The 23,175-nt window shown below is 72.2% G+C and carries 23 protein-coding genes and 1 riboswitch; of the genes, 11 read left to right on the top strand and 12 right to left on the bottom strand.

The genetic code is table 11. The features are described from left to right. Nucleotides 1-14 precede the first annotated feature (14 nt). The 3 genes from macS to ACIQAC_RS01790 all read left to right on the top strand — a co-directional run bounded on the left by macS (nt 15) and on the right by ACIQAC_RS01790 (nt 3,114). Entirely contained in the window at nt 15-1,235 is a 1,221-nt protein-coding gene (macS, locus tag ACIQAC_RS01800) for a MacS family sensor histidine kinase (protein WP_402186047.1), read from the top strand. Next, on the top strand, nt 1,232-1,915 hold the full coding sequence (locus ACIQAC_RS01795; protein ID WP_402186045.1) for a response regulator: 684 nt from the start codon (nt 1,232-1,234) through the stop codon (nt 1,913-1,915). Before macS ends, ACIQAC_RS01795 begins: the two co-directional genes overlap by 4 nt. Nucleotides 1,916-2,085: 170 nt before the next feature. Beyond that, nucleotides 2,086-3,114 (top strand): 6-phosphofructokinase, encoded by a 1,029-nt coding sequence (locus tag ACIQAC_RS01790; RefSeq protein ID WP_402186043.1) that lies wholly within the window; start codon nt 2,086-2,088, stop codon nt 3,112-3,114. Nucleotides 3,115-3,203: 89 nt separating this feature from the next. Here ACIQAC_RS01790 and ACIQAC_RS01785 read toward each other — a convergent pair whose 3' ends face one another. Together ACIQAC_RS01785 and ACIQAC_RS01780 are read right to left on the bottom strand one after the other, a co-directional pair. Continuing rightward, nucleotides 3,204-5,129, bottom strand: coding sequence for an anthranilate synthase family protein (locus ACIQAC_RS01785; RefSeq protein WP_402186041.1), 1,926 nt, complete (start codon nt 5,127-5,129; stop codon nt 3,204-3,206). 94 nt (nt 5,130-5,223) lie between these two features. Further along, a complete protein-coding gene (locus tag ACIQAC_RS01780) occupies nt 5,224-5,286 on the bottom strand; it encodes a trp operon leader peptide (RefSeq protein WP_402186926.1) in 63 nt (20 codons plus the stop codon). A 125-nt stretch (nt 5,287-5,411) separates the two neighbouring features. On the opposite strand from ACIQAC_RS01780, the gene ACIQAC_RS01775 reads away from it, so the two are divergent. Then, on the top strand, nt 5,412-6,764 hold the full coding sequence (locus tag ACIQAC_RS01775) for a class II 3-deoxy-7-phosphoheptulonate synthase (RefSeq protein ID WP_402186039.1): 1,353 nt from the start codon (nt 5,412-5,414) through the stop codon (nt 6,762-6,764). 151 nt (nt 6,765-6,915) lie between these two features. Continuing rightward, on the top strand, nt 6,916-7,176 hold the full coding sequence (locus tag ACIQAC_RS01770; RefSeq protein WP_402186037.1) for a bacterioferritin-associated ferredoxin: 261 nt from the start codon (nt 6,916-6,918) through the stop codon (nt 7,174-7,176). Between the two features lie 70 nt (nt 7,177-7,246). Here ACIQAC_RS01770 and bfr read toward each other — a convergent pair whose 3' ends face one another. Further along, nucleotides 7,247-7,729 (bottom strand): bacterioferritin, encoded by a 483-nt coding sequence (gene bfr, locus ACIQAC_RS01765; protein WP_402186036.1) that lies wholly within the window; start codon nt 7,727-7,729, stop codon nt 7,247-7,249. 175 nt (nt 7,730-7,904) lie between these two features. Here bfr and ACIQAC_RS01760 point away from each other — a divergent pair, with 175 nt between their 5' ends. After that, nucleotides 7,905-8,537 carry a sulfite oxidase-like oxidoreductase gene (locus tag ACIQAC_RS01760; protein WP_402186035.1) on the top strand — a complete coding sequence of 211 codons (633 nt, stop codon included), beginning with the start codon at nt 7,905-7,907 and terminating at the stop codon, nt 8,535-8,537. 72 nt (nt 8,538-8,609) lie between these two features. Here ACIQAC_RS01760 and ACIQAC_RS01755 read toward each other — a convergent pair whose 3' ends face one another. From ACIQAC_RS01755 to thiO, 6 genes are all read right to left on the bottom strand, one after another. Next, nucleotides 8,610-9,116 (bottom strand): DUF4396 domain-containing protein, encoded by a 507-nt coding sequence (locus tag ACIQAC_RS01755; RefSeq protein ID WP_402186033.1) that lies wholly within the window; start codon nt 9,114-9,116, stop codon nt 8,610-8,612. Between the two features lie 67 nt (nt 9,117-9,183). Beyond that, nucleotides 9,184-10,107, bottom strand: a complete 924-nt coding sequence (locus ACIQAC_RS01750) for a deoxyribonuclease IV (RefSeq protein WP_402186032.1) — start codon at nt 10,105-10,107, stop codon at nt 9,184-9,186. A gap of 202 nt (nt 10,108-10,309) precedes the next feature. Next, nucleotides 10,310-12,235, bottom strand: coding sequence for a Stk1 family PASTA domain-containing Ser/Thr kinase (pknB, locus tag ACIQAC_RS01745; protein WP_402186030.1), 1,926 nt, complete (start codon nt 12,233-12,235; stop codon nt 10,310-10,312). 248 nt (nt 12,236-12,483) lie between these two features. Continuing rightward, nucleotides 12,484-13,278: a thiazole synthase gene (locus tag ACIQAC_RS01740; protein WP_402186029.1), complete on the bottom strand. Its 795-nt coding sequence runs from the start codon at nt 13,276-13,278 to the stop codon at nt 12,484-12,486. 3 nt (nt 13,279-13,281) lie between these two features. Beyond that, nucleotides 13,282-13,482 carry a sulfur carrier protein ThiS gene (gene thiS, locus ACIQAC_RS01735; protein WP_402186028.1) on the bottom strand — a complete coding sequence of 67 codons (201 nt, stop codon included), beginning with the start codon at nt 13,480-13,482 and terminating at the stop codon, nt 13,282-13,284. Beyond that, the gene (thiO, locus tag ACIQAC_RS01730; RefSeq protein ID WP_402186925.1) at nt 13,479-14,666 is read right to left on the bottom strand and encodes a glycine oxidase ThiO; all 1,188 of its coding nucleotides are present in this window, start codon (nt 14,664-14,666) and stop codon (nt 13,479-13,481) included. Before thiO ends, thiS begins: the two co-directional genes overlap by 4 nt. A gap of 24 nt (nt 14,667-14,690) precedes the next feature. After that, a riboswitch (TPP riboswitch) is annotated at nt 14,691-14,802 on the bottom strand. Between the two features lie 402 nt (nt 14,803-15,204). Between thiO and ACIQAC_RS01725 the strand changes: the two genes are divergently transcribed. From ACIQAC_RS01725 to ACIQAC_RS01705, 5 genes are all read left to right on the top strand, one after another. After that, nucleotides 15,205-16,380, top strand: coding sequence for an NAD(P)/FAD-dependent oxidoreductase (locus ACIQAC_RS01725; protein WP_402186924.1), 1,176 nt, complete (start codon nt 15,205-15,207; stop codon nt 16,378-16,380). Nucleotides 16,381-16,453: 73 nt separating this feature from the next. Then, nucleotides 16,454-16,819 (top strand): Rv2175c family DNA-binding protein, encoded by a 366-nt coding sequence (locus tag ACIQAC_RS01720; protein ID WP_402186026.1) that lies wholly within the window; start codon nt 16,454-16,456, stop codon nt 16,817-16,819. Nucleotides 16,820-17,080: 261 nt separating this feature from the next. Continuing rightward, nucleotides 17,081-17,728, top strand: coding sequence for a thiamine phosphate synthase (gene thiE / locus ACIQAC_RS01715; protein WP_402186024.1), 648 nt, complete (start codon nt 17,081-17,083; stop codon nt 17,726-17,728). A 116-nt stretch (nt 17,729-17,844) separates the two neighbouring features. Then, complete coding sequence (gene metF, locus ACIQAC_RS01710; protein ID WP_402186022.1) at nt 17,845-18,768, top strand: methylenetetrahydrofolate reductase [NAD(P)H]; 924 nt, start codon at nt 17,845-17,847, stop codon at nt 18,766-18,768. A 58-nt stretch (nt 18,769-18,826) separates the two neighbouring features. Then, nucleotides 18,827-19,783, top strand: coding sequence for a hypothetical protein (locus tag ACIQAC_RS01705; protein WP_402186020.1), 957 nt, complete (start codon nt 18,827-18,829; stop codon nt 19,781-19,783). 67 nt (nt 19,784-19,850) lie between these two features. Here the strand turns inward: ACIQAC_RS01705 and ACIQAC_RS01700 are convergent, their stop codons facing one another. The 3 genes from ACIQAC_RS01700 to ACIQAC_RS01690 all read right to left on the bottom strand — a co-directional run bounded on the left by ACIQAC_RS01700 (nt 19,851) and on the right by ACIQAC_RS01690 (nt 23,146). Beyond that, nucleotides 19,851-21,350 (bottom strand): phytoene desaturase family protein, encoded by a 1,500-nt coding sequence (locus tag ACIQAC_RS01700; RefSeq protein WP_402186019.1) that lies wholly within the window; start codon nt 21,348-21,350, stop codon nt 19,851-19,853. Between the two features lie 101 nt (nt 21,351-21,451). Further along, on the bottom strand, nt 21,452-22,066 hold the full coding sequence (locus tag ACIQAC_RS01695; protein WP_402186018.1) for a DUF4126 domain-containing protein: 615 nt from the start codon (nt 22,064-22,066) through the stop codon (nt 21,452-21,454). 450 nt (nt 22,067-22,516) lie between these two features. Then, nucleotides 22,517-23,146 carry a TetR/AcrR family transcriptional regulator gene (locus tag ACIQAC_RS01690; protein WP_402186016.1) on the bottom strand — a complete coding sequence of 210 codons (630 nt, stop codon included), beginning with the start codon at nt 23,144-23,146 and terminating at the stop codon, nt 22,517-22,519. Nucleotides 23,147-23,175 lie beyond the last annotated feature (29 nt).

Genomic DNA, 23,175 nt, shown 5'->3' with positions numbered 1-23,175 from the left:
CCCGGGTGGGGGAGATGACCAAGCGCGAACGAGTCATGCGGATGTCGGTCGAACAGCCACTGTGGCGTGCCCTGGCGGGCTACCGCGTGCTGACCCTGCTGTACGCGATCGGCCTGTTCGTCAGCGCCTACGACGACTTCCGGCGCCCCTGGATCGCGATCGCGTTCTACGCGGTGCTGGCCGTCTGGACGTTCGCGACCCTGCCCCGCGTCGCCAACGCGGCCGCCTGCACCAAACGCTTCCTCGCCGCCGACCTGACCGTCGCCGTCGTCGGCATCCTGCTCACCCGGTTCGCGGACTCGCCCGAGCGGGTCGCCGCCGGCGAGCCCACCCTGCCGTCGATATGGACCGCCGGCGTCGCCCTCGCCTTCGCCATCAAGGGCGGCTGGCGCTGGGCCGCCGTCGCCTCCACCCCGATCGCCGTGGCCAACCTCATCCACCGCGGCACCCCCGCCCGCGACACCGTCCACAACGTGCTCCTCGTCTGGGTCGCGTCCATCGCCATCGGCTACGTCGTCGAGGTCGCCCGCGCCTCCGAACGCACCCTGGCCCGCGCCCTGGAGATCGAGGCCGCCACCCGCGAACGGGAGCGCCTCGCCCGGGACATCCACGACGGTGTCCTCCAGGTCCTGGCGATGGTGCAGCGGCGCGGCGCGGTCCTCGGCGGTGAGGCGGCGGACCTCGGCCGGCTCGCCGGTGAGCAGGAGGCGGCGCTGCGCACCCTGGTCTCCGGCGGACTGGTCCCCGTGTCCCGGGTCTCGGAGGACACCGCCGACGGGGCGCTCGTACGGGCCGTGGAGGAGCCGGACGCCACCGACGCCGGACCGCTCGACCTGCGGGCCCTGCTCGCCCCGTACGCCGCCGCCCGCGTCAGCCTCGCCGAGCCCGGCGCCCCGGTGCCGCTGCCGTCGCCCGCCGCCCGGGAGTTGGCGGCGGCCGTGGGCGCGGCACTGGACAACGTCCGCAGACACGCGGGCCCCGACGCCCGCGCCTGGATCCTGGTCGAGGACGAGCCCGACGAGGTAGTCGTGACCGTACGGGACGACGGGCCCGGCATCCCCGAGGGGCGGCTCGCGCAGGCCGAGGGCGAGGGGCGGCTCGGGGTGGCCCTGTCGATCCGCGGCCGGCTGCGCGACCTGGGCGGCTCGGCCGAGCTGATCTCGACGCCCGGACAGGGTACGGAAGTCGAACTGAAGGTACCGAAGGACACCGAGATGGCACGGGGGAAGAGATGAGCGAGCGGCAGGATCCGATCCGGGTGATGGTCGTCGACGACCATCCGATGTGGCGGGACGCCGTGGCCCGCGACCTCGCCGAGGCCGGGTTCGAGGTGGTCGCCACCGCGGGCGACGGCGAGCAGGCCGTGCGCCGCGCCAGGGCCGCCGCCCCCGACGTCCTCGTACTGGACCTCAACCTGCCCGCCAAGCCCGGTGTCCAGGTGTGCAAGGAGCTGGTCGGACACAACCCGGCGCTGCGCGTCCTGGTGCTCTCCGCGAGCGGCGAGCACGCCGACGTACTGGAGGCCGTGAAGTCCGGCGCGACCGGCTATCTGCTGAAGTCGGCGTCCACCGAGGAGCTCCTCGACGCGGTGCGCAGCACGGCCGTCGGCGACCCGGTGTTCACCCCCGGCCTCGCCGGACTCGTCCTCGGCGAGTACCGCCGGCTGGCCTCCGACCCGGTGCCCGGCGCCGGCGCCGACCCCGGCGAGCCGAAGGCGCCCCGGCTCACCGACCGCGAGACCGAGGTGCTGCGGCTGGTCGCCAAGGGCCTCAGCTACAAGCAGATCGCCGAGCGCCTGGTCATCTCGCACCGCACGGTCCAGAACCACGTCCAGAACACCCTCGGCAAGCTTCAGCTCCACAACCGCGTCGAACTCGTCCGCTACGCCATAGAGCGGGGCCTCGACGAGGAGTGACGGCGCCGTCACATCCGGCTGCTCACGTCTCTCCCGTAACAACTCCCTCGTTTGGCCCCGGAAGTGCCCCTACGGGCTCTGCCGAAGTGACCTGCATCACCATTAGCGTGATTCCTGAGGCACTGCACGGCATGGCACGGCATACGGCAACCGCGGCGAAGGGACATTCCATGCGGGTAGGGGTACTGACCGGGGGCGGCGACTGCCCGGGGCTCAACGCCGTCATCCGAGGCATCGTCCGCAAGGGCGTGCAGGAGTACGGCTACGAATTCACCGGTTTCCGGGACGGCTGGCGCGGCCCGCTGGAGGGTGACGCCATCCGGCTGGACATCCCCGCGGTGCGCGGCATCCTGCCCCGCGGCGGCACCATCCTCGGCTCCTCGCGCACCAACCCCCTCAAGCAGGAGGGCGGCATCCGCCGGATCAAGGAGAACCTCGCCGAGCAGGAGGTGGACGCGCTCATCGTGATCGGCGGCGAGGACACACTCGGGGTCGCCGCAACCCTCTCCGACGACCACGGCGTCCCCTGCGTGGGCGTCCCGAAGACCATCGACAACGACCTCTCCGCCACCGACTACACCTTCGGCTTCGACACCGCCGTCAACATCGCCACCGAGGCGATCGACCGGCTGCACACCACCGCCGAGTCCCACATGCGGGTCCTGGTCGTCGAGGTGATGGGCCGGCACACCGGCTGGATCGCCATCCACTCCGGGCTCGCCGGCGGCGCCAACGTCATCCTCATCCCGGAACAGCGCTTCGACGTCGACCAGGTCTGCGCCTGGGTGACGTCCCGCTTCAAGGCGTCCTACGCGCCGATCGTCGTCGTCTCCGAGGGCGCGAGCCCCCTCGACGGCGACATGGTGCTCAAGGACGAGTCGCTGGACTCCTTCGGACACGTCCGGCTCTCCGGGGTCGGCGAGTGGCTGGCCAAGGAGATCGAGAAGCGCACCGGCAAGGAGGCCCGCACCACGGTCCTCGGGCACGTCCAGCGCGGCGGCACCCCCAGCGCGTTCGACCGCTGGCTCGCCACCCGCTTCGGGCTGCACGCCATCGAGGCCGTCCGCGACGGCGACTTCGGCAAGATGGTCGCCCTGCGCGGCACGGACATCGTGCGCGTGCCCATCGCCGAGGCCACGGCCCAGCTGAAGACGGTCGACCCGAAGCTGTACGAGGAGGTCGGCGTCTTCTTCGGCTGACCCGGCACCGCGCGGGTACGGACCGGACACCCGGCCCGCACCCGCGCGGTCCCACACTGCGGATCATCCCGGCCCGCACCCCGGCGGTCCTACCCGGCCGACCGCCCCGGCGAGAACACCCCGCCGTCACGCACCCCGCCGTCACGCACCGCACTGTCACGCACGCCGCCCATCAGTTCCGCGACCACGGTCGCCCCGTCCAGCGTCAGCACGGACTCCGGATGGAACTGCACCCCGGCGAACCCGGGCCCCCGCAGCGCGTGCACCTCGTACGACCCGCTGCGGCTCACCTCCACGCCGTGCGCGGCGAGTTCACCGGCCGCCTCGTCGTCGCAGCGCGCCACGAAGCTGTTGTAGAACCCGACGGTCTCCGGCCGCCCGAACAGCTCGATCACCGACTGCGCACCCTGGTACGGCACTTCCTTCCGTACGATCTCCAGGCCCAGCTCGGCCGCGATCAGCTCGTGCCCGAGGCAGACGCCGAGCACCCCGTGCCGGTGCTCCCGGATCACCTCGGCGGTCAGCCCACGCAGGAAGGCCATCTTGGGGTCCGTGAGATCGCGCGGGTCCCCGGGGCCGGGGCCCAGCACCACCGGCCCCTCGTGCGCGAGCACCGCCGCCCGCAGCCCCGGTTCGTCGTACCGGCGGACGGTGACCGTGAGCCCTGACGAGCGCAGGACGTGCGCCAGCATCGCGGTGAAGGTGTCCTCGCCGTCGACGACCAGCGCATGCCCGGCCGGCTCCCCGGTCCGCTCCTGCATCCGCAGCCAGAACGGCGCGAGGGAGGCCCGGCGCCCGTCCAGCGCGGCCCGTACCCGCGGATCGTCGGCCAGCCGGGGCCGCGCGCGCTCCGCATCGGGCCGGGGCGGCCGTACACCCAGCGCCGCGAGCACACCCGCCGCCTTCGCGTGGGTCTCGGCGACCTCGCCCGCCGGGTCCGAACCCCGCACGAGCGTGGCGCCCACCGGCACCCGCAGCCGCCCGGCCGCGTCGATGTCGGCGGTGCGGATCAGGATGGGGGAGTCCAGTGTCTGCGCGCCGCCCGCGTCCCGGCCGAGCAGGGCCAGCGCCCCCGCGTAGTAGCCGCGCCCGACACCGTCCCGCCCGAGGGGCTCGTACCGCTCGATCACCCGGCACGCGTTCTGCACGGGCGACCCGGTGACGGTCGCCGCGAACATCGTCTCCCTCAGCACCTCCCGCGCGTCCAGCGAGGACCTGCCGCGCAACTCGTACTCCGTATGGGCGAGATGGGCCATCTCCTTGAGCCGGGGCCCGACGACCACACCGCCCATGTCGCCGACTGTGCACATCATCTTGAGCTCCTCGTCGACGACCATCGACAGCTCCTCGATCTCCTTGCCGTCGGCGAGGAAACCGAGCAGGTTCTCGGGGGTCGGACCCTCGGGGGGATAGCGGTAGGTCCCGCTGATCGGGTTCATCACGACCGTCCCGCCGGACATCCGCACATGCACCTCGGGGCTCGCCCCGACCAGCGTCCGCTCCCCGGTGTGCACCACGAACGTCCAGTACGCCCCGCGCTCGCCCTCCAGGAGTCTGCGGAACAGCGCCAGCGCGTCGGCCCGTCCGAACCCCGGGATCCCGCCCTCGTACGTCCGCCGGATCACGAAGTTCGCGCCCTCGCCGCGCCCGATCTCCTCGCGCAGCACCCGCCCCACGATCTCGCCGTACGCCTCGTCGTCGACGTCGAAACCGCCGTCCTCGACCCGGACGTCGTGCGCCGGAAGCTGCGCGAGCGCGTCGGCGAGCGGGATCTCGTACGACTCCTGCGGCACCAGCGCCAGCAGGGGAGTGCCGTCGTCGCGGACGTCGAAGCCGCGCTCGCGGATCTGCCGGAACGGGACGAGCGCCAGGGACGCGTCGGGGAGGTCGGCGAGCCGGTCGTGGGCCGTCACCGGGCCGACGAGCAGCTCGACCGTGTGATCGTCGTGGCCCGGGGTGCGGCGGCGGAGCAGGGCGAAGGGTCGGGGGTCGGTGAGCAGGTCGGACAGGTTCACTGGGGCTCCTTCTGGGGAGAGAGGAGCGGCCCGGCCCGGAAAACACCGAAGGCCGCCCCTCGGGCGGCCTTCGCGACGTCTTGGGTACGCGCAGTCAGTGGGCCGCCGGATGAGCGGTCCACCACCAGTTCTGAAGCTGGGTCGAGTGCGCGAACATGGCGCCGACCCTAGCGCATGGGCCGCGGATCGGGGTGCCGGCCGCCGGCCGCGGAGCGTGGACGGGGTGTCTCAATGGGTGAGCGCACGGTCGGACACCCGACACGACCCCGTAATGTTGAGGTCGTGACCGTGAACGCTAAGACCAGCGCCAGCGCTGGCAACACCTGGCGAGACCTGCCCGCGGCGCAGCAGCCCGAGTACCCCGACACCGAGGCTCTGCGCGCAGTTGTTGCGGACCTCGAGTCGTATCCGCCGCTCGTCTTCGCGGGCGAGTGCGACCAGCTGCGCGCCCGGCTCGCGGCCGTCGCCAAGGGAGAGGCGTTCCTCCTCCAGGGCGGTGACTGCGCCGAAGCCTTCGACGGTGTGTCCGCGGACCACATCCGCAACAAGCTGAAGACCCTGCTCCAGATGGGCGCCGTACTGACGTACGCCGCGTCCGTGCCGGTCGTGAAGGTCGGCCGGATCGCCGGCCAGTACTCCAAGCCCCGCTCCAAGCCGACCGAGACCCGCGACGGAGTGACGCTCCCGACCTACCGGGGCGACTCCGTCAACGGCTTCGACTTCACCGAGTCGTCCCGCGTCCCGGACCCCGAGCGGCTGAAGCGGATGTACAACGCGTCGGCCTCCACGCTCAACCTGGTCCGCGCCTTCACCACCGGCGGCTACGCCGACCTGCGCCAGGTGCACGCCTGGAACCAGGACTTCGTCCGCTCGTCCCCGTCCGGCCAGCGCTACGAACAGCTGGCCCGCGAGATCGACCAGGCGCTCAACTTCATGCACGCCTGCGGGGCCGACCCGGAGGAGTTCAAGACCGTCGAGTTCTACGCGTCGCACGAGGCGCTGCTGCTGGACTACGAGTCGGCGCTGACCCGCGTCGACTCCCGCACCGGGCAGCTGTACGACGTCTCCGGGCACATGGTGTGGATCGGTGAGCGGACCCGGCAGCTGGACGGGGCGCACATCGAGTTCGCGTCCCGGATCCGCAACCCGATCGGCATCAAGCTCGGCCCGTCGACGACGGCCGAGGACGCGTTGCAGTACATCGAGCGGCTCGACCCCGACCGTGAGCCGGGCCGGCTGACGTTCATCGTCCGGATGGGCGCCGACAAGATCCGCGACAAGCTCCCCGAGCTGGTCGCGAAGGTCACGGCCTCCGGCGCGACGGTGGCATGGGTGACCGACCCGATGCACGGCAACACCTTCGAGGCGGCCTCCGGTCACAAGACCCGCCGCTTCGACGACGTGCTCGACGAGGTCAAGGGCTTCTTCGAGGTCCACAAGGGCCTCGGCACCCACCCGGGCGGCATCCACGTGGAGCTCACCGGTGACGATGTCACCGAGTGTGTGGGCGGTGGCGACGAGATCTTCGTCGACGACCTGCACCAGCGCTACGAGACGGCCTGCGACCCCCGTCTCAACCGCAGCCAGTCCCTGGACCTGGCCTTCCTGGTCGCGGAGATGTACAGGGACCAGTGACGGGTTCGCCGCTTACCGGCAGCTGAGTGGGGCGTGGATCACATACGATCCGCGCCCCACGGCACTTTTACGCCACCTGTGAGCCGGGTAAGGTTAGGTTAGCCTCACCGATCATCGGGATGGCTCGACCTACTTCAGTCCCGGCCGGGAGGTGAACCGCGTGTACGTCTGTAGCTGCTTCGGGATCACCGAGCGCCAGGTCAAGCAACACGCGGAGAACGGCGCCTGCACCCCGCGCCAGATAGCCTCGGCCTGCAAGGCGGGCACCGACTGCGGTTCCTGCGTACGACGGATCCAGGCGCTCCTGGGCAGGGGCGCGTGCCCGAGCCGGGAGTCGGCCGACCAGGGCCGGCCGCTGCTCTCCGAGGTCCTCGTCCGCGACGAGGCCGCCGATCTGGACGAGGCCGCCTGATTCAGGCCGCCCGTGCGCCTGGCCGAAATCAGCCGTTGCGGACGACTGTGAGGATCAGCTGCTTTGAGGATCAGCTGCTTTCCGGCTGCTCGATGAGCTGCGCGATGTAGAGCGCCTCGCCGAGCTTCTCCACCAGCTCCAGCTGGGTGTCGAGATAGTCGATGTGGTGCTCCTCGTCCTCCAGGATCGATTCGAAGATGTTGGCCGACGTGATGTCGCCCTTCGTGCGCATCACCTCGATACCGCGCTTCAGCCGGTCGATGGCCTCGACCTCGACCTGGCGGTCCGCCTCGAACATCTCCTTGACGGTCTGGCCCACCCGCACATGGAAGAGCCGCTGGTAGTTGGGCAGCCCCTCCAGGAACAGGATCCGGTCGGTGAGCACCTCGGCGTGCTTCATCTCGTCGAAGGACTCGTGCCGGGTGTACTTCGCGAGCTTGGTCCAGCCGAAGTTCTCCTGCATCTTCGCGTGCAGGAAGTACTGGTTGATGGCGGTCAGCTCACCGGTCAGCTGCTCGTTGAGGAATTCGATGACCTCGGGGTCGCCCTGCATCGCAAGGGCTCCTTCCGCGTGGGGAACTTGGAGGTTGCGGGCGCATGATTGCACCGGGCGAGGAAGATCGTCCAGTAAGTGCGTACTTAGTAAGTAAGTGCATGCTTAGTAGCGGTTGCCCGATTCTGGACCGGCCTGGTCAGGTGCATCGCCCCGGGTCTGTCAGGATGGAGTCATGGGTCACCCGGTACAGCGCGACACAGGAGAAGCGGCAGGTTCCGAGCTTCCGCCGGGGCAGCGCCTCCAGCGCGGCTGGCCGGTCACCCACTACGGACCGGTGCCCAAGTTCCGGCCCGAGCGCTGGGAGTTCAGGGTCTTCGGCGCCACCGCCGACGGTGAGAAGCACTGCTGGAACCACGAGGAGTTCACGGCCCTGCCGTACGCCGGTGTGGTGGCCGATCTGCACTGCGTCACCAAGTTCAGCATGGTCGGCGCCGAGTGGGGCGGGATCCCGGCCCGGACGATCCTGGGCGCCGCGCCGCCCGCCGACGATGTCACCCATGTGATGGTGTGGGCCGAGTACGGGTTCAGCTCCAACCTGCGGCTCGCCGACTTCGCCTCCGAGCGCACGATCTTCGCCACTCACAAGGACGGTGAACTCCTCACCGCCGAACACGGCTTCCCGCTGCGCCTGGTCGTGCCGCACCTGTACGCGTGGAAGGGGCCCAAGTGGGTCCGGGGTGTGGAGTACATGACCGCCGACCGCCGTGGCTTCTGGGAGGAGCGCGGCTACCACAACATCGGCGACCCCTGGAAGGAGCAGCGGTACTCCTACCAGGAGGAGCTCGGGGACGGGCCCGAGCTCTGACTCCCGGCGTCCCGCGGGCGCCTTCAGTGGTACTGCTGCACCACCCTCAGTGGTACTGGTGCACCACACCGCTCAGTGGTACTGGTGCACCACCGCGTGGCCCTTGCCGCGGCCGATCATCCACTTGTTGACCGGGACCGTGACGACAAAGGCCACCGCGAGGGCGATGGCCAGCACACCCCAGAACAGTCCGGTGTCCAGCCCGGCGTCCATCGCGCCCGGCCAGAAGGCGATCACGCCGTTGTCGACCAGTTCCATCACGGCGATCGACAGGGTGTCCGCGGCCAGCGCCACCCGGACGGCCGCCCTCAGGTCGACGCCCGCGCGCAGCACACCGCGCAGCGTGAACGAGTAGCCGAAGACGAAGGCGAGCGCGATCGCCAGGATCAGGGTCGGCACATTGCCCCAGCCGAGCGCGGTGCCGATCACCATGCCGAGCACCTCGCCGATCGCGCAGCCCGTGAGGCAGTGGAGCGTGGCCTGGACGGCCGTGTTCCAGCCCGACGGGGGCTGATGGGTGTGGCCGCCCGGGCCGCCCTGGCCGTGGTGGGTGTGCTGGTGGTGGTCCTCGTGCCGCATGGGTGCCCCCAAGGTCTGACGACTGGTTCCGCCTGAGCAGAACCATATACCCCCTAGGGGTATTCCGTCAGAGGTCGGCGCGCGGCTCCCGGAGCCGTTTCAGCCGGGCCACGTCCGCCGCGTGACCCTCCTTGCCTCCGGGGGTCTCGATGATCAGGGGGACACCCCGGGTCGCCGGGTGGCTCATCAGCGCCCGGAACGGGTCCTCGCCGATATGGCCGGCGCCGATGTTCTCGTGCCGGTCCTTGTGGGCGCCCACCACGTCCTTGGAGTCATTGGCGTGGATCAGCTTCAGCCGGCCCTCGCCGACCGTGTCCACCAGCAGATCCAGCGTCTGGTGCATCCCGCTCGGGCCGGTCAGATCGTGTCCGGCGGCGAAGATGTGACAGGTGTCCAGACAGACCCCGAGCCGGGGATGGGCGTCCAGCGCCTCGAAATACGGCCCGAAGTCCCAGGTCCGCGAGCAGAGCGAGGCGCCCTGGCCGGCCGTGGACTCCAGCAGCAGATACGGGTCGTCGTCGTGCGTCAGCTCGTCGAGCAGCGGCAGCAGGTATTCCCGCACCTGCTTCAGCGCCACCGACCGGTCCCGGCCGCCGGTCGCGCTCCCGGTGTGCACCACCACACCCAGTGCCCCGATCTCCCGGCCGCGCCGCAGTGAGTGCCGCAGGGAGCGTACGGAGTTCTCCGCGGTGGCCGCCGTGTGCGACCCGAAGTTGATCAGGTAGGGCGCGTGCACGTACGCCGGGATCGACTCCGCCGCGCACGCCGCCCGGAACGCCTCGTCCTGCCGGGGGTCGCCCACGGGGGTGGCCCAGCCGCGCGGATTGGCGACGAAGACCTGGACGGTCTCGGCCTCCAGCTCACGGGCGTAGGTCAGCCCGATCCGGTCGAGACCACCGGCCACGGGGATGTGACCACCGACGGGGTTGCGGAGGGCGAGGGGGTCGGAGGCGGGGGCCGCCACCGCGCTGGGAGATTGCTGACTGCTCACCCGACCAGGGTTTCATGCGGGCGGGGGTGCTTCTGCGGGGTGGTCGTGCCGGTGGTCGGGGGCGGCGGGGGTGCTTTGCGTGGCGGTCGTGCCGGGCGGTGGCGGGGGTGGTCGCGCCGGACGGTCGGGGCGGCGGGGTGCGGCGCGGGGGTCGTACGGGTGGTCACGCGGAGCGGTGTCCGTGTGCTCCGCGTGTTCCGGGTCAGCGGATGGTGATGGTGATCGTCGATCCCTCGGGGGCGGTGTCGCCGCCGTCCACCGACTGGCTCTTGACCGTGTCGCCGAACAGGCCCAGCAGACCGCGGTCCTCCTCGACCTGGAAGCCGGCGGCCTCCAGCTCCTGCGTGGCGTCGTCCACACTGTCGCCGGTCACGTCCGGGACCTCGATCAGCTGCGGGCCCTTGGACAGGGTCAGCGTCACCGTGTCGCCCTCGGTGAGCTGGGTGTCGGCGCCGGGCGACTGCCGGGCGACCTGCCCCTGGTCGAACTCGGAGTTGACCCGCTCGGCGGCGATCCGCACCTTCAGACCGGCGTCCAGCAGCTCCTGGCGGGCGTCCGCCTGGTCCTCGCCCGTGACGTCCGGGACGTCGACCGGGCTGCCCTTGCTGACGACCAGGGCGATCGCCGAACCGGCCCGCCGCTCGGTGCCGTCCGCGGGATCGGTGGAGATCACCGCGCCCTTGGTGACCTCGTCGCTGAACTCCCGGGTCACCATGCCCGGCTCCAGCCCCTCCTCCTTCAGCCGCGCCTTCGCCTGGTCCAGCCGTACCCCCTGCACATCGGGGACACGTACGGTCTCGGGGCCGTCCGACACGGTCAGCGTGACCGAGTCGTTCTGCCGTATCCGGCTGCCGGGCTCCGGGTCCGTGCTGATCACCGCGCCGCGCTCGACCGTGTCGCTGTAGGCGTGCTTCACGTCACCGACGTCGAGCCCGGCGTCCGCGAGCCGGTCCCGCGCGTCGGACTCGGACTGCGCGAGCAGCGCCGGGACCTGCGTGAACTGCCCGGAGTTGATGTACCAGACACCCGCGCCGACGCCGAAGACCAGCAGCACCGCCGCGACGACGGTCAGCAGCGCGCGCCGCTGCCGGGCGGTGCGGCGCCGCGGGGGCAGCGGTGGCCCGGACTCCAGACGGCTCGTGTGGTGGTAGCGGTCCGGCTCGTCCCCGTCGACCGGCAGCGGGCGCGGCACGGTGAGGGAGCGGGGGATGACGCTTGTCCGGTCGTCGGCGTTGTCGTGCGCCGCGGAGACCGCCTGCGGGGGCACCGCGTCCAGCTGGTCCTCGTCGAGCATGCCGCGGGCCTCACGCGTGGCCGCGAGCAGCGCCACGGCGTCGTAGGGCCGCAGGTCCGGTATCCGCGCGGTCGCGGCGGCCACCAGCTCGTCCAGCTCGTACGGCAGACCGGGGACGGCGGCGGACGGGGGCGGTACGTCGTTGTGCACGTGCTTGTAGAGCACCTGGGCCGGGGTGTCCCCGGAGTGCGGCTTGCCGCCGGTGAGCATCTCGTACAGCACGACACCGCACGCGTAGACGTCCACGCGCGCGTCGGCCGTGCCGTGCTCGATCTGCTCCGGGGCGAGGTAGGAGACCGTGCCGAGCACGGATCCGGTGGTGTTGGTGACGGTGTCCACGGACCGCACCAGACCGAAGTCGGCGACCTTCACCCGGCCGTCGTCCCCTATGAGGACGTTCTCCGGCTTCATGTCCCGGTGCACGAACCCGGCGCGATGAGCGGCGCCGAGCGCGGCCAGCACCGGCTCCAGGATGTCCAGGGCGGCACGGGGCTGGAGCGCCCCGCGCTCGCGCAGCACGTCGCGCAGGGTGCAGCCGGCGATGTACTCCATGGCGAGGTAGACGTACGACCCGTCGGTGCCCTGGTCGAAGACCTGGACGACGTTGGGGTGCGCGAGCCGGGCGACGGACTTGGCCTCCCGGATGAACCGGTCGACGAACGTGGCGTCGGCGGCCAGCGTCGGGTGCATGACCTTCAGCGCGAGCACACGGTCGAGGCGGGTGTCCACGGCCCGGTAGACCGTGGCCATCCCGCCCACCGCGATCCGCGCGTCGACGCGGTACCGGCGGTCGAGCAACTGCCCGACCAGGGGGTCCTGAAGGGTCGTGTCCACGCAGGCGAGTCTACGAGGCACCGCCGACAGCACCGCCCGTTCCACCGATCGGGCGACGGAATGCAGCAGACCTGTGACCGTCACGGGACGCGAAACCGGGCCGTTGTGACGGTCACCGGAACGCGGGGCCGGACATCCGCCGAACGGCTGACGGGGGAGTCGGCGGGGAGCCGGTGGGGAGCCTGCGGGGGAGCGGGACCGGCACGAAAGGGATGGGGCCGTGCCCGAAAAGCGTGCCGCCCGCGCCCCTAGAAGGCCGGCCGCTCCGGGTCCAGGCGGGCCCGGCCCTCCGTCGGGGAGGACGCCTCCGCGAAGTGCCGCTTGGGGATGCGGCCCGCGCGGTGTGCCAGGCGGCCGGCCTCCACCGCGTGCCGCATGGCGTCGGCCATCAGGACCGGCTCCTGGGCCCGGGTGACGGCCGAGGCGAGCATCACGCCCGCGCAGCCCAGCTCCATCGCCAGCGCCGCGTCGGAGGCCGTGCCCGCGCCCGCGTCCAGGATCACCGGCACGCGTGCGTGCTCGGTGATCAGCTGGAAGTTGTGCGGGTTGCGGATACCCAGTCCGGAGCCGATCGGTGAGCCCAGCGGCATGATCGCCGCGCAGCCCGCGTCCTCCAGCTTGCGGGCGAGCACCGGGTCGTCGTTGGTGTACGGCAGGACCGTGAAACCGTCGTCGACCAGGGTCTCGGCCGCGTCGAGCAGCTCGATCGGGTCGGGCAGCAGGGTCCGCTCGTCGGCGATGACCTCCAGCTTGACCAGGTCGGTGCCGAGCGCCTCGCGGGCCAGCCGGGCGGTGAGGACGGCCTCGCCCGCGGTGAAGCAGCCCGCGGTGTTGGGCAGCACCCGGATGCCGAGCTTCTCCAGCACCGACAGCACCGAGCCGTGCACGTCCGGGTTGACCCGCCGCATCGCGACGGTCGTCAGCTCGGTGCCGGACGCCACCAGCGCCCGTTCCAGCACGTCCAGGCTGGGCGCGCCGCCGGTGCCCATGATCAGCCGGGACGAGAACGACGTACCGCCGAGGAGGAAGGGATCGTCGGCCATCGGTCAGCCTCCTTGGACGGCGGTGAGGACCTCGACGCGGTCCCCGTCGGACAGGGACGTCGTGGACCACTGACCGCGCGGGACGACGGTTTCGTTGAGTGCGGCGGCGACTCCGGAGGGCGCCGGGGTGAGCGCCGTCACCAGGACGTCGAGAGCCGTGCCGGGAGCCACTTCGCGGGTCTCTCCGTTGACCGAGATGTTCATGCGGGCTGCTCCGTGAGTGCGGCGGCGGTGAAGCGCCGGGGGGTGAAGGGGCGGGCTTCCTCGGGGAGTTCACCGGTGACCAGCGCGTGCGCGAGCGCGTCGCCGGTGACCGGTGTGAGCAGCACGCCGTTGCGGTAGTGCCCGGTGGCCAGCAGCAGTCCGTCCAGCTCGGTCGGGCCGAGCAGCGGCGCGTTGTCCGGGGAACCGGGGCGCAGACCCGCGCGGGTCTCCGTCAGGGGCAGTTCGGTGATGCCGGGGACCAGCTCGTGGGCGTCGCGCAGCAGCGCGTACACCCCGCCCGCGGTCACCGTGGTGTCCCAGCCGAGCTCCTCGCTGGTCGCGCCGACGACGAGTTCGCCGTTCTCGCGCGGCACCAGGTAGACATGGCTGCCGCGGACGACCGCGCGGACGGTACGGCTCAGGAAGGGCGCGTATCGCGCCGGCACGGCCAGCCGCAGCACCTCCCCCTTCACCGGCCGTACCGGCGGCAGTACGTCGTCCGGGACGCCCGGCAGCCGCCCGCTGAGGCTGCCGGCGGCCAGCACCACCTGGCCGGCGCCGAGGCGGACGCCCTCGCGGGTGACGGCACCGGTGGCCCGCTCCCGCTCGACCACGAGCCGTTCGGCCCAGGTGCGGTGGAAGACCACCCCGGCCAGCTCGCAGGCGCTCAGCAGGGCCGCCGCGAGCCGCCGTGGGTCGATCTGGTGGTCACCGTCGACCCGCAGCCCGCCGCGCACGCCCGGCGCGAGCATCGGCTCGAGGCGCCGGCACTCCCGGCCGGACAGCCACTCCGACTCCAGGCCCGACTGCCGTTGCAGGGTGTGCAGTTCCCGCAGATGCGCGCGGTCGTCGGCGTCCAGCGCGACGGCGAGCGTGCCGCACCTGCGGTAGCCGAGGTCGTGTCCGGTCAGGTCGGTCAGCTCGGCCGCGAAGGCGGGATAGCGGTCGGCCGAGGCCACGTTGAGGCCGAGCAGGGTCTGCTCGCCGTAGTGCAGTTCGGTGACGGCGGCGAGCATGCCGGCCGCCACCTGGGCGGCGCCGCCGCCGGGTTCGGGGTCCACGACGGCCGTGGCGAGCCCGCGCTGCGCGGCCCGCCAGGCCGTGACCAGACCGATGATTCCGCCCCCGACGACGAGGACGTCCGAGGTGTGTTCCGACGTGCGTAGCGTCGGGTGCTCCGACAGGTGTGACGTACGTGTGGAGGACGACACGGGCGTTCAGCCCCTCCCTTCGCCGGCATGACCCGGATCAGGTTCGTACGGTCGGAGGCCGCCAGCCTCCCTCTCAGCCCGGTGCGTCCGGGCTCCCGCGAGTGCTCTGTGCGAGTCACCCTAACTCCTGGTTCCGTGCCTCTGTAAGGGAGCCGTCCGCCACGATCGCGCCGCCCGGCTGCCTCGCGGCACCCCCGGTCGGCGCCCGGACCGCAGGTCGGACCCGGTCCGTGCCCGGTCCGTGCCCGGTCCGTGCGCCACCGCGCGGGCCGCGGGAACCGGGCCACCCGCGCGCGTGCCCCCGGCCGACGCGGGTGCCGGCGGGCACACGCGCCGGAGACCGCCTGGACTTTCGGTAGGTCCGCACCGGACCGCCGGTCCGGTGTGACAGGACTCGCAAGCGCACCCCCTGACTGACAATTTGTCAGGTGTCTATGGTGATCAGGTGAGCGACGACAGAGAGCAGACGGCGGCGCCCGGATCGCGCCGCGTGGTAGTGGTGGGCGCCGGCATGGCCGGGGTGCAGACCGCGGTCGCGCTCCGGGAACAGGGCTTCAACGGCACGGTGACCCTGATCGGCGCCGAACCCCACCAGCCCTACGACCGTCCGCCCCTGTCCAAGGCCGTCCTGCTCGGCAAGGCCGAGGACTCCGCCTTCGACATCGACTTCGACGCGCTCGACATCGAACTGCTCCTCGGCCGCGAGGTCTCGGGCGTGCGCCCCGGGGACCATGAACTGGACACCGAGGCCGGACCCGTCGCCTACGACGTCCTGGTCCTCGCCACCGGCGCCGCGCCGATCCTGCTGCCGGGCGCGGAGGGTGTGCCCGGCGTGCACCTGCTGCGCACCCTGGACGACGCCGCGCGGCTGCGGCCGGTGCTCGCGCGACAGCACGACATCGTGGTGGTCGGCGCGGGCTGGATCGGCGCCGAGTTCGCCACCGCCGCGCGCGAGGCGGGCTGCTCGGTGACGGTCGTGGAGGCCGCCGACCGCCCGCTCGCCGGGGCGCTCCCCGAGGAGGTGGCCGCCCCGATGGCCGGCTGGTACGCCGACAGCGGGGCCGTACTGCGCACCCACGCGCGCGTGGCACGCGTCGAGCCCGGCGAGGTCGTCCTCGACGACGGCTCGCGGCTGCCCGCGGGCGCCGTGGTGGTCGGCATCGGCGCCCGGCCCGCCACGGCCTGGCTGGCCGGCTCCGGCATCCAGCTCGGCGCGCACGGCGACGTCGTCGCCGACACCCATCTGCGCACCTCCGCCCCCGACGTCTACGCGGTCGGCGACTGCGCCTCCTTCCCGTCCGTGCGTTACGGCGAGCGGCTGATGGTCCACCACTGGGACAACGCCCTCCAGGGGCCGCGCACGGTCGCCGAGAACATCGTCGAGGGCGGCCAGGCCGACGCGGTCTACGACCCGGTGCCGTACTTCTGGTCCGAGCAGTTCGGCCGCTTCGTGCAGTACGCGGGGCACCACTCCGGCGCCGACACGACCCTGTGGCGCGGTGACCCTTCGGGGCCCGCGTGGAGCGTCTGCTGGCTGCGCGAGGGCCGCCTGGTCGCCCTGCTGGCGGTGGGCCGCCCGAGGGATCTCGCCCAGGCCCGGCGGCTCATCGAGTCGGGCACGCCGATGGATCCGGAACTGCTGGTGGACCCGTCGCGCCCGCTGAAGGCGGCCACGGCCGTCCGCTGAGAACGGCCTGGTCCGGAGCCTTCGGACGCGGCCCGGCTACCGAGTGTCAGTCCCAGATGGCAGTCTTGGAGGCGTGACCGAGATTGACGCAAAGATTGATGCTCTCGTCCCCGCCTGGCTCACCCTCCCCGACATCGCGGAACAACTGGACGTCGAGGTGACCCGGGTGCGGCAGCTGGTCAAGGAGGGCCAGCTCATCGCCGTACGCCGGGGTGAGAACCGCGCGCTGCACGTCCCCGCCGCCTTCATCGACGTGGACAAGGTCGTCAAGGGCCTCGCCGGGACCCTGACACTGCTGCGGGACGACGGCTTCACCGACGAGGAGATGCTGGAGTGGCTCTTCACTCCGGACCCCAGCCTGCCGGGCACGCCCGCGCAGGCGCTGAGCGAGAATCGTGGCACGGAGGTGAAGCGCCGAGCCCAGGCGCTCGCCGTGTAACCCGAACGCGCTGAACCGCCCACCGCCCACCGTCCGGCGCCCGGCAGCCGGGGCCCCGGCCGCGGTGAACGACGCCCTGCGGCGGCGGTGGGCGGGCACGAGGCTGCCGTCGCGGCGTGTACAGCGGCGTGTACAGCGGCCGTAACTGCTGCCGGAGACGGCCCCGCTGCCACGGTGGCGGCCCGGCGGTCCGTGCGGCAGGACCACACCGGGTGCCCGTACCGACGCGGGCACCCACACCGACATCGGGGGGAACCGACCATGTCCGACACCGCACGCGAGCGGCTCGCCGACGCCCGGCTCTATCTGTGCACGGACGCCCGCAAGAGCCGCGGCGATCTGCCGGAGTTCCTGGACGCGGCGCTGGCCGGCGGCGTCGACATCGTGCAGCTGCGCGACAAGGGCATGGAGGCGGCCGAGGAACTGGAGCACCTCGCGGTCCTCGCCGACGCCTGCGCCCGCCACGGCAAGCTGCTCGCGGTCAACGACCGCGCGGACGTGGCCCACGCAGCCGGTGCCCACGTGCTCCACCTCGGCCAGGGCGACCTTCCGGTGCCCGCCGCCCGCGCGATCGTCGGCGACGACGTCCTGATCGGCCGCTCCACCCACGCCGACGGCGAGGCGACGGCCGCCGCCGCCCAGGACGGCGTGGACTACTTCTGCACCGGGCCCTGCTGGCCCACCCCCACCAAGCCCGGCCGCCACGCGCCCGGCCTGGACCTGGTCCGCCACACGGCGGCGCTGGGCACCGACCGCCCCTGGTTCGCCATCGGCGGCATCGACCTGGGCAACCTCGACGAGGTGCTCGACGCGGGCGCCGGCCGGGTCGTGGTCGTCCGCGCGATCACCGAGGCGGACGACCCGGGCGCGGCGGCGGCGGAGTTCACCAAGCGGCTCCGGCAGACGTGACCCGGAGCGGGCCCGGGCGGCCCGGGGTGTCCAAGGGATGGACAACAGGTCGGCAAATCGGGCAAATCTTCAGCGCTCGGTTGGGTGGCCCGCCGGGCCGCCACTAACCTGCCCGTATGGCCCTCGGAACCGCATCCACCAGGACTGACCGCGCACGCACGGTGCGCGACATGCTCGCCGCCGGGAAGACGACGTACTCCTTCGAGTTCTACGCGCCGAAAACCGCGAAGGGCGAGCGGAGCCTGTGGAACGCGCTGCGCAGGGTCGAGGCGGTGGCCCCCGACTTCGTCTCCGTCACGTACGGTGCCGGCGGTTCCACCCGCGCCAGCACCGTCAAGGAGACGCAGCAGATCGTCGCCGACACCACGCTGACGCCGGTCGCCCACCTCACCGCCGTGGACCACTCCCTGACCGAGCTGCGCAACGTCATCGGCCAGTTCGCCGACGCCGGCATCCGCAACATGCTCGCGCTGCGCGGCGACCCGCCCGGCGACCCCATGGCCGACTGGGTCGCGCATCCGCAGGGGCTGACGTACGCCGCCGAGCTGGTGCGGCTCATCAAGGAGTCGGGCGACTTCTGCGTGGGCGTCGCGGCCTTCCCGGAGATGCACCCGCGCTCCAGCGACCCGGAATCCGACATCCGGCACTTCGTCGACAAGTGCCGGGCCGGCGCCGACTACGCGATCACGCAGATGTTCTTCCAGCCGGAGTCCTACCTGCGGCTGCGCGACAAGGTGGCCGCCGCCGGCTGCGAGACGCCGGTGATCCCCGAGATCATGCCGGTCACCAGCGTCCGGATGCTCGAACGCCTCCCGCAGCTCAGCAATGCTCACCTTCCGTCCACTTTGAAAGAGCGGATCCTCACAGCGAAAGACGATCCGGCGGCTGTACGCTCCATGGGGATCGAGTTCGCCACGGAGTTCTGCGCGCGGCTGCTGGCCGAGGGAGTCCCCGGACTGCACTTCATCACGCTGAACAACTCCACGGCGACCCTGGAAATCTACGAGAACCTGGGCCTGCACCACCCGCCGCAGGCCTAGACCGGTCGCACCCGCGTACGACACACTGCGTAACGGCCACACTGGGAGAGGGGCGTACATGGGCTGGACGGTCCTCTACATCGCGTTTGGCATCGTCGCGTTGTGGCTGCTCGGCGAAGTGCTGTTGCAGTACAAGGCGCGGCTGCGCTGGCGGCTGCTCGCGTTCGGCGGCTTCCTCGGCGTGGTCGTCGGTGTCCTCGTGCCGTCGGTCATCGTGATCGGCCTCGGCGCCGCCGCCTTCGCGGTCGGGCAGACCTACGTCACCCTGTCGTTCCGCCGCGGCTTCGCGGAGGGCTGGGCGGTCACCGGCCGCCCGTCGTTCGGCAGCAAACGCCGCCGCGCGGAGGCCGAGCACCAGGACCCGACCCTGGAGGTCTCCGACCTTCAGGCCGGCGACTACGCGGACGCCGACCAGCACGGCGCCGACACATACGGTCACCAGCGTGCCGCCTACACCCAGGACGACTACGAGCGCGACGACGTCTTCACCCCCGCGCGCTCCGCGGAGCCCACGGCCGCCGAGGCCACCGCGGTCTACGAGCCGCAGCCCATGCCCGACGACACCGGCTCCTATGGCGTCTACAGCGACACCGGCAGCTACGCCACGGCCCAGCAGCCCCAGGACCAGTACGCCGCGGCAGGCCAGGGCACGGACCAGACGTACGGCTACGACGGCTACAACAACTACGGCCAGCAGCAGTACGGCTACGACACGGGCGGCCAGCAGCAGTACGCCGCCTACTCCGATCCGTACATCGGCACCCCGACGTACGGCTCGGACAACGGCTACGACGCCACGGGCTACGGTCAGCAGCAGTACGACCAGCAGGGCTACGGCCAGGACCAGTACGGCGGCGGCTACCCCGACGGGACCCCGCCGAACGGTGTCTGGGTCCCGCAGCAGCGCAACACCGACGACCCCTACGGCGGCGAACTCCCGCCCGAGCAGCCGTACCCGTACCAGGGCGACGGACAGCCGCAGGGGAACTCCTACGACGAGCGCTACCGCTTCTGAGCCCCTGAGGCCCGGCCGGCCCTCCCGCGCGACGCGCCCTCTTCCCGGACGACGGGCAGGGGGCGCCTCACTGTGAGCCGCGGAAGTCCGGCCCCTCCACGATCAATCCGGCGACCAGCGCGCCCGACATACCGGCGTGCGGCAGTCCGCCGCCCGGGTGGGACCAGCCGCCGACGCCGAACAGGCCGGGCAGGGCGGTGGAGTTCGCCGGATGCAGCAGCCGGCCGTCCGCCGCGGCCAGCGCCGGGGCCGGGACCGCACCGCCCACCGCGCCCGTCTCGTCCCCGATGTCGGCCGGAGTGCGGACCGCACGCCACAGGACACGGTCGCGCAGCCCCAGTATCGCCCGCTCGGCGACCGTGACCATCCGCTCGACGGCCGCCTCGGCCTCCTCCCGCGAACCGCCGCTCCCCGCGGGCACGGTGGCGGTCAGCGTCATGGCCTCGTGGCCGGCGTCGGGCACCGACCCGGGGTCGTCGGGCCGGAGCACGGTGACCGTCGGCCCGGTGCCGGGGGCCGGCGCCGCACCGAACAGGAACTCCAACTCGGCGTCCCGGTCCGGCGTGTGCACCACCGTCCGGTGCGCGGTGCCCTCCGGACGGCCGCCGCGCAGGGCGAGCAGCACGGTCAGCCGGCTGGGCAGCCCCTGCTGCGGCACGACCTCGGCTCCCTGCCGGGCGCCCGCGGCGATCCGGTCCAGGACACCCGGAGCGACCCCGGCGACCACGAAGTCCGCCTCGGCCACACTTCCGTCGGCCAACTCCACGCCCGCCGCGCGGCCTTCCTTGTCCAGCACACGCGTGACGTCGGCCCCGAAGACGAACTCGACGCGGCGGGCCAGACACCGCTCGTACACGGCACGGGCCAGCTCACGTATGCCCCCGCGCACGTACCAGGTGCCGAAGGCGTGCTCCATGTACGGCAGGACGGCCGCGCTCGCCGGTGCCGTGCGCGGATCCAGGCCGTGGGCCAGCGCGTGGCTCTCCAGCAGGGCGGCGAGCCGGGGGTCGCGCAGCTCCCACGCGCCGATCTCGGCGAGTGTCCCGGCCCGGCGGGTGCGCAGAAGGCGCTTGTGCGGCACCGACGGGTAGGGCTCGCGGTCGGCCAGCGTCCGCCAGTTCGGCCACAGGGTCTCTTCCAGGAGGGGCCTGCGGGTGCGGTCCCAGGCCTCGCGGGCCCGCACCAGGAAGTCGCCCCAGCGGTCGCCCGCGCCCGCTCCCAGGCCTTCGTCCAGGGCGGCGACCACCCCCGCGCGGGAGGCGTTCGGCAGCGCGATCCGGGTGCCGTCCGCGAAGACGTGCCGGGCCGACGGGTCGACCTGGACCAGCTCGACGCAGGCCTCCAGGGGTTCCTTGCCGGTCTTCACGAACAGATCGCGGTAGACCGCGGGCAGCGGCAGGAGGCCGGGGCCGGTGTCGAAGCGGAAGCCGTCGCGCTCCAGTCTCCGTACCGCCCCGCCGTACGTCTCCGTCCGCTCGTACACCGTCACCCGGTGGCCCGCGACGGCCAGCCGGGCAGCGGCCGCCATCGCGCCCGTCCCGGCGCCGATCACCGCAATCCGTGCCATGCCAGGGACTTTATCGGCCACCACTGACATCCCGGCCCGCGCGCCTGTGACCAGCGCGGACGCGGGAGTCCGGGGCGCCCGGGCAACGGCCCGGACCCGGCTCAGAAGGGTGGTGCGGGGCCTGCCCGAGCGAGCCGTCTCTCCTCCCGCCGCTGGGCCCTGCGGCGCAGGAACCGGCGGATCCGCGTCACGAGGAAGAACAAGACGATCAGGCCGCCCACCAGCAGCACGGCCGCGATGATCGCCGCCGCCTCCGGGTGGAAGATCGCGAACGTCACGAGCCCGCCGACGCCCAGGTCCTCGGCCAGGCTGAGCACGATGTTGCTGACCGGCTCGGGCGAGGTGTTCACCGCCATCCGCGTCCCCGCCTTGACCACGTGACTGGCCAGCGCCGTGGAACCGCCGATCGCGCCCGCCGCCAGCTCCGACAGCGAGGTGCTCTGCCCGGCGAGCAGCGCGCCGACCCAGGCGCCGGTGGCCGGCCGGATCGCGGTGTGCACGGTGTCCCACACCGAGTCGACGTACGGGATCTTGTCCGCGACCGCCTCGCACAGGAACAGCACGCCCGCGACGACCAGCACCTCGGGGCGTTGCAGCGTCTCCGGGACCTCGTCGCTCAGTCCGGTCGCGCCGAAGAAGCCGAGCAGCAGCACCACCGCGTACGCGTTGACACCGCTGGCCCAGCCGCTGGTGAAGACCAGGGGGAGTACGGACACGGAGGCGATCGTAACCACTCGGACACGATGCGTCCTGGGGTCGAGTGCACAGGGCTGAGTATCCGTACTCACCCCTGGAGATGAGTACGCGCGCGGATGGGGCCCGACCTGCGTCGACGAGAGAGTGGAGACACGGAAAGGGGCCCCGCGCCGGTACCGCCGACACGGGGCGGCGGAACCGCGCGGCCCTGGACCGCTCCTTCCGCCGGCCGCGGTCGGCGGGAGCGAGGCACGGGGGAACCCGGGGACGACCGCACGGGGGCCCATCGGGGGTAACGGGGGAACGGGGTAACGGGGGAACGGGGAAACGGGGAGTACGGGGGAACGGGGGAGCACGAGGAAGCGCCGGTCCGGAGCCGGCCCGCGGGGGACGCGGCCACACCGGACCGGCGCTTCTGTGCTACGCGCGTGGCATGGATTCCGGCCCCCCGCGCGGCAGGGCGCGGGCGCTCAGGGGCGTCCGCTCACCCGCCCCTGAAGCAGCCGGGAGAGCGCCGCGTGGACGTCGTCCAGGGACCGCTCCGGCTGGAACGCCTGCCAGTCCAGGGCGGCCACCAGCACCATCCCGACGAGCGCGGCAGCCGTCAGCGGAATGTCGATCTCGTCGCTGAACTCACCGCTCTCCACACCACCGCGCAGCACGTCCTCGACGACGGCGACGGCCTGCTTGCGCACGACCAGCAGGGTGGACTGCCAGGCCCGGTTGGTGCGCCACAGCTCGGCCACGTACAGCTGCGTGAAGGCCGGGTACCTGGAGATGAAACCGAGCCCCGCGCGGACCATCGCGTCCAGGGCGTCCACCTTGGAGCCGCCCTGCCGCTCGCTCTGCTCGGCCGCCTCCTTCAGGGAGGCCGTGAGCAGGCCCACCCCGTGCCGCAGCAGCTCCTCGAAGAGGACCGACTTGCTCGCGAAGTTGTAGTAGACCGTGCCCTTGGCGACGCCGGCCCGCTCGGCGATCTCGTCCACCGTGGTGGCGGAGAAACCCTGCTCGGCGATGAGCGTGACGGCCGCCTCGTAGAGCTTCTGCCGGGTGGCCTCGCGGCGTGACCCCGCCCCCGATGTGGCGCTGCTGCTTTCCATGGCACCGATTCTCACAGCACCGCGCGGGG

It is taken from the genome of Streptomyces sp. NPDC088387, assembly GCF_044753385.1.
Taxonomy (GTDB): domain Bacteria; phylum Actinomycetota; class Actinomycetes; order Streptomycetales; family Streptomycetaceae; genus Streptomyces.
This window is presented reverse-complemented; position numbering and strand designations above follow the sequence as displayed.

Coding starts and splice junctions, on each gene's coding strand:
- macS (WP_402186047.1), top strand. CDS start 15: ATGACCAAGCGCGAACGAGTCATGCGGATGTCGGTCGAACAGCCACTG.
- ACIQAC_RS01795 (WP_402186045.1), top strand. CDS start 1,232: ATGAGCGAGCGGCAGGATCCGATCCGGGTGATGGTCGTCGACGACCAT.
- ACIQAC_RS01790 (WP_402186043.1), top strand. CDS start 2,086: ATGCGGGTAGGGGTACTGACCGGGGGCGGCGACTGCCCGGGGCTCAAC.
- bfr (WP_402186036.1), bottom strand. CDS start 7,729: ATGCAGGGCGACCCCGAGGTCATCGAATTCCTCAACGAGCAGCTGACC.
- ACIQAC_RS01760 (WP_402186035.1), top strand. CDS start 7,905: ATGGGTCACCCGGTACAGCGCGACACAGGAGAAGCGGCAGGTTCCGAG.
- ACIQAC_RS01755 (WP_402186033.1), bottom strand. CDS start 9,116: ATGCGGCACGAGGACCACCACCAGCACACCCACCACGGCCAGGGCGGC.
- ACIQAC_RS01740 (WP_402186029.1), bottom strand. CDS start 13,278: ATGGCCGACGATCCCTTCCTCCTCGGCGGTACGTCGTTCTCGTCCCGG.
- thiS (WP_402186028.1), bottom strand. CDS start 13,482: ATGAACATCTCGGTCAACGGAGAGACCCGCGAAGTGGCTCCCGGCACG.
- ACIQAC_RS01725 (WP_402186924.1), top strand. CDS start 15,205: ATGGCCGGGGTGCAGACCGCGGTCGCGCTCCGGGAACAGGGCTTCAAC.
- thiE (WP_402186024.1), top strand. CDS start 17,081: ATGTCCGACACCGCACGCGAGCGGCTCGCCGACGCCCGGCTCTATCTG.
- metF (WP_402186022.1), top strand. CDS start 17,845: ATGGCCCTCGGAACCGCATCCACCAGGACTGACCGCGCACGCACGGTG.
- ACIQAC_RS01705 (WP_402186020.1), top strand. CDS start 18,827: ATGGGCTGGACGGTCCTCTACATCGCGTTTGGCATCGTCGCGTTGTGG.
- ACIQAC_RS01700 (WP_402186019.1), bottom strand. CDS start 21,350: ATGGCACGGATTGCGGTGATCGGCGCCGGGACGGGCGCGATGGCGGCC.
- ACIQAC_RS01690 (WP_402186016.1), bottom strand. CDS start 23,146: ATGGAAAGCAGCAGCGCCACATCGGGGGCGGGGTCACGCCGCGAGGCC.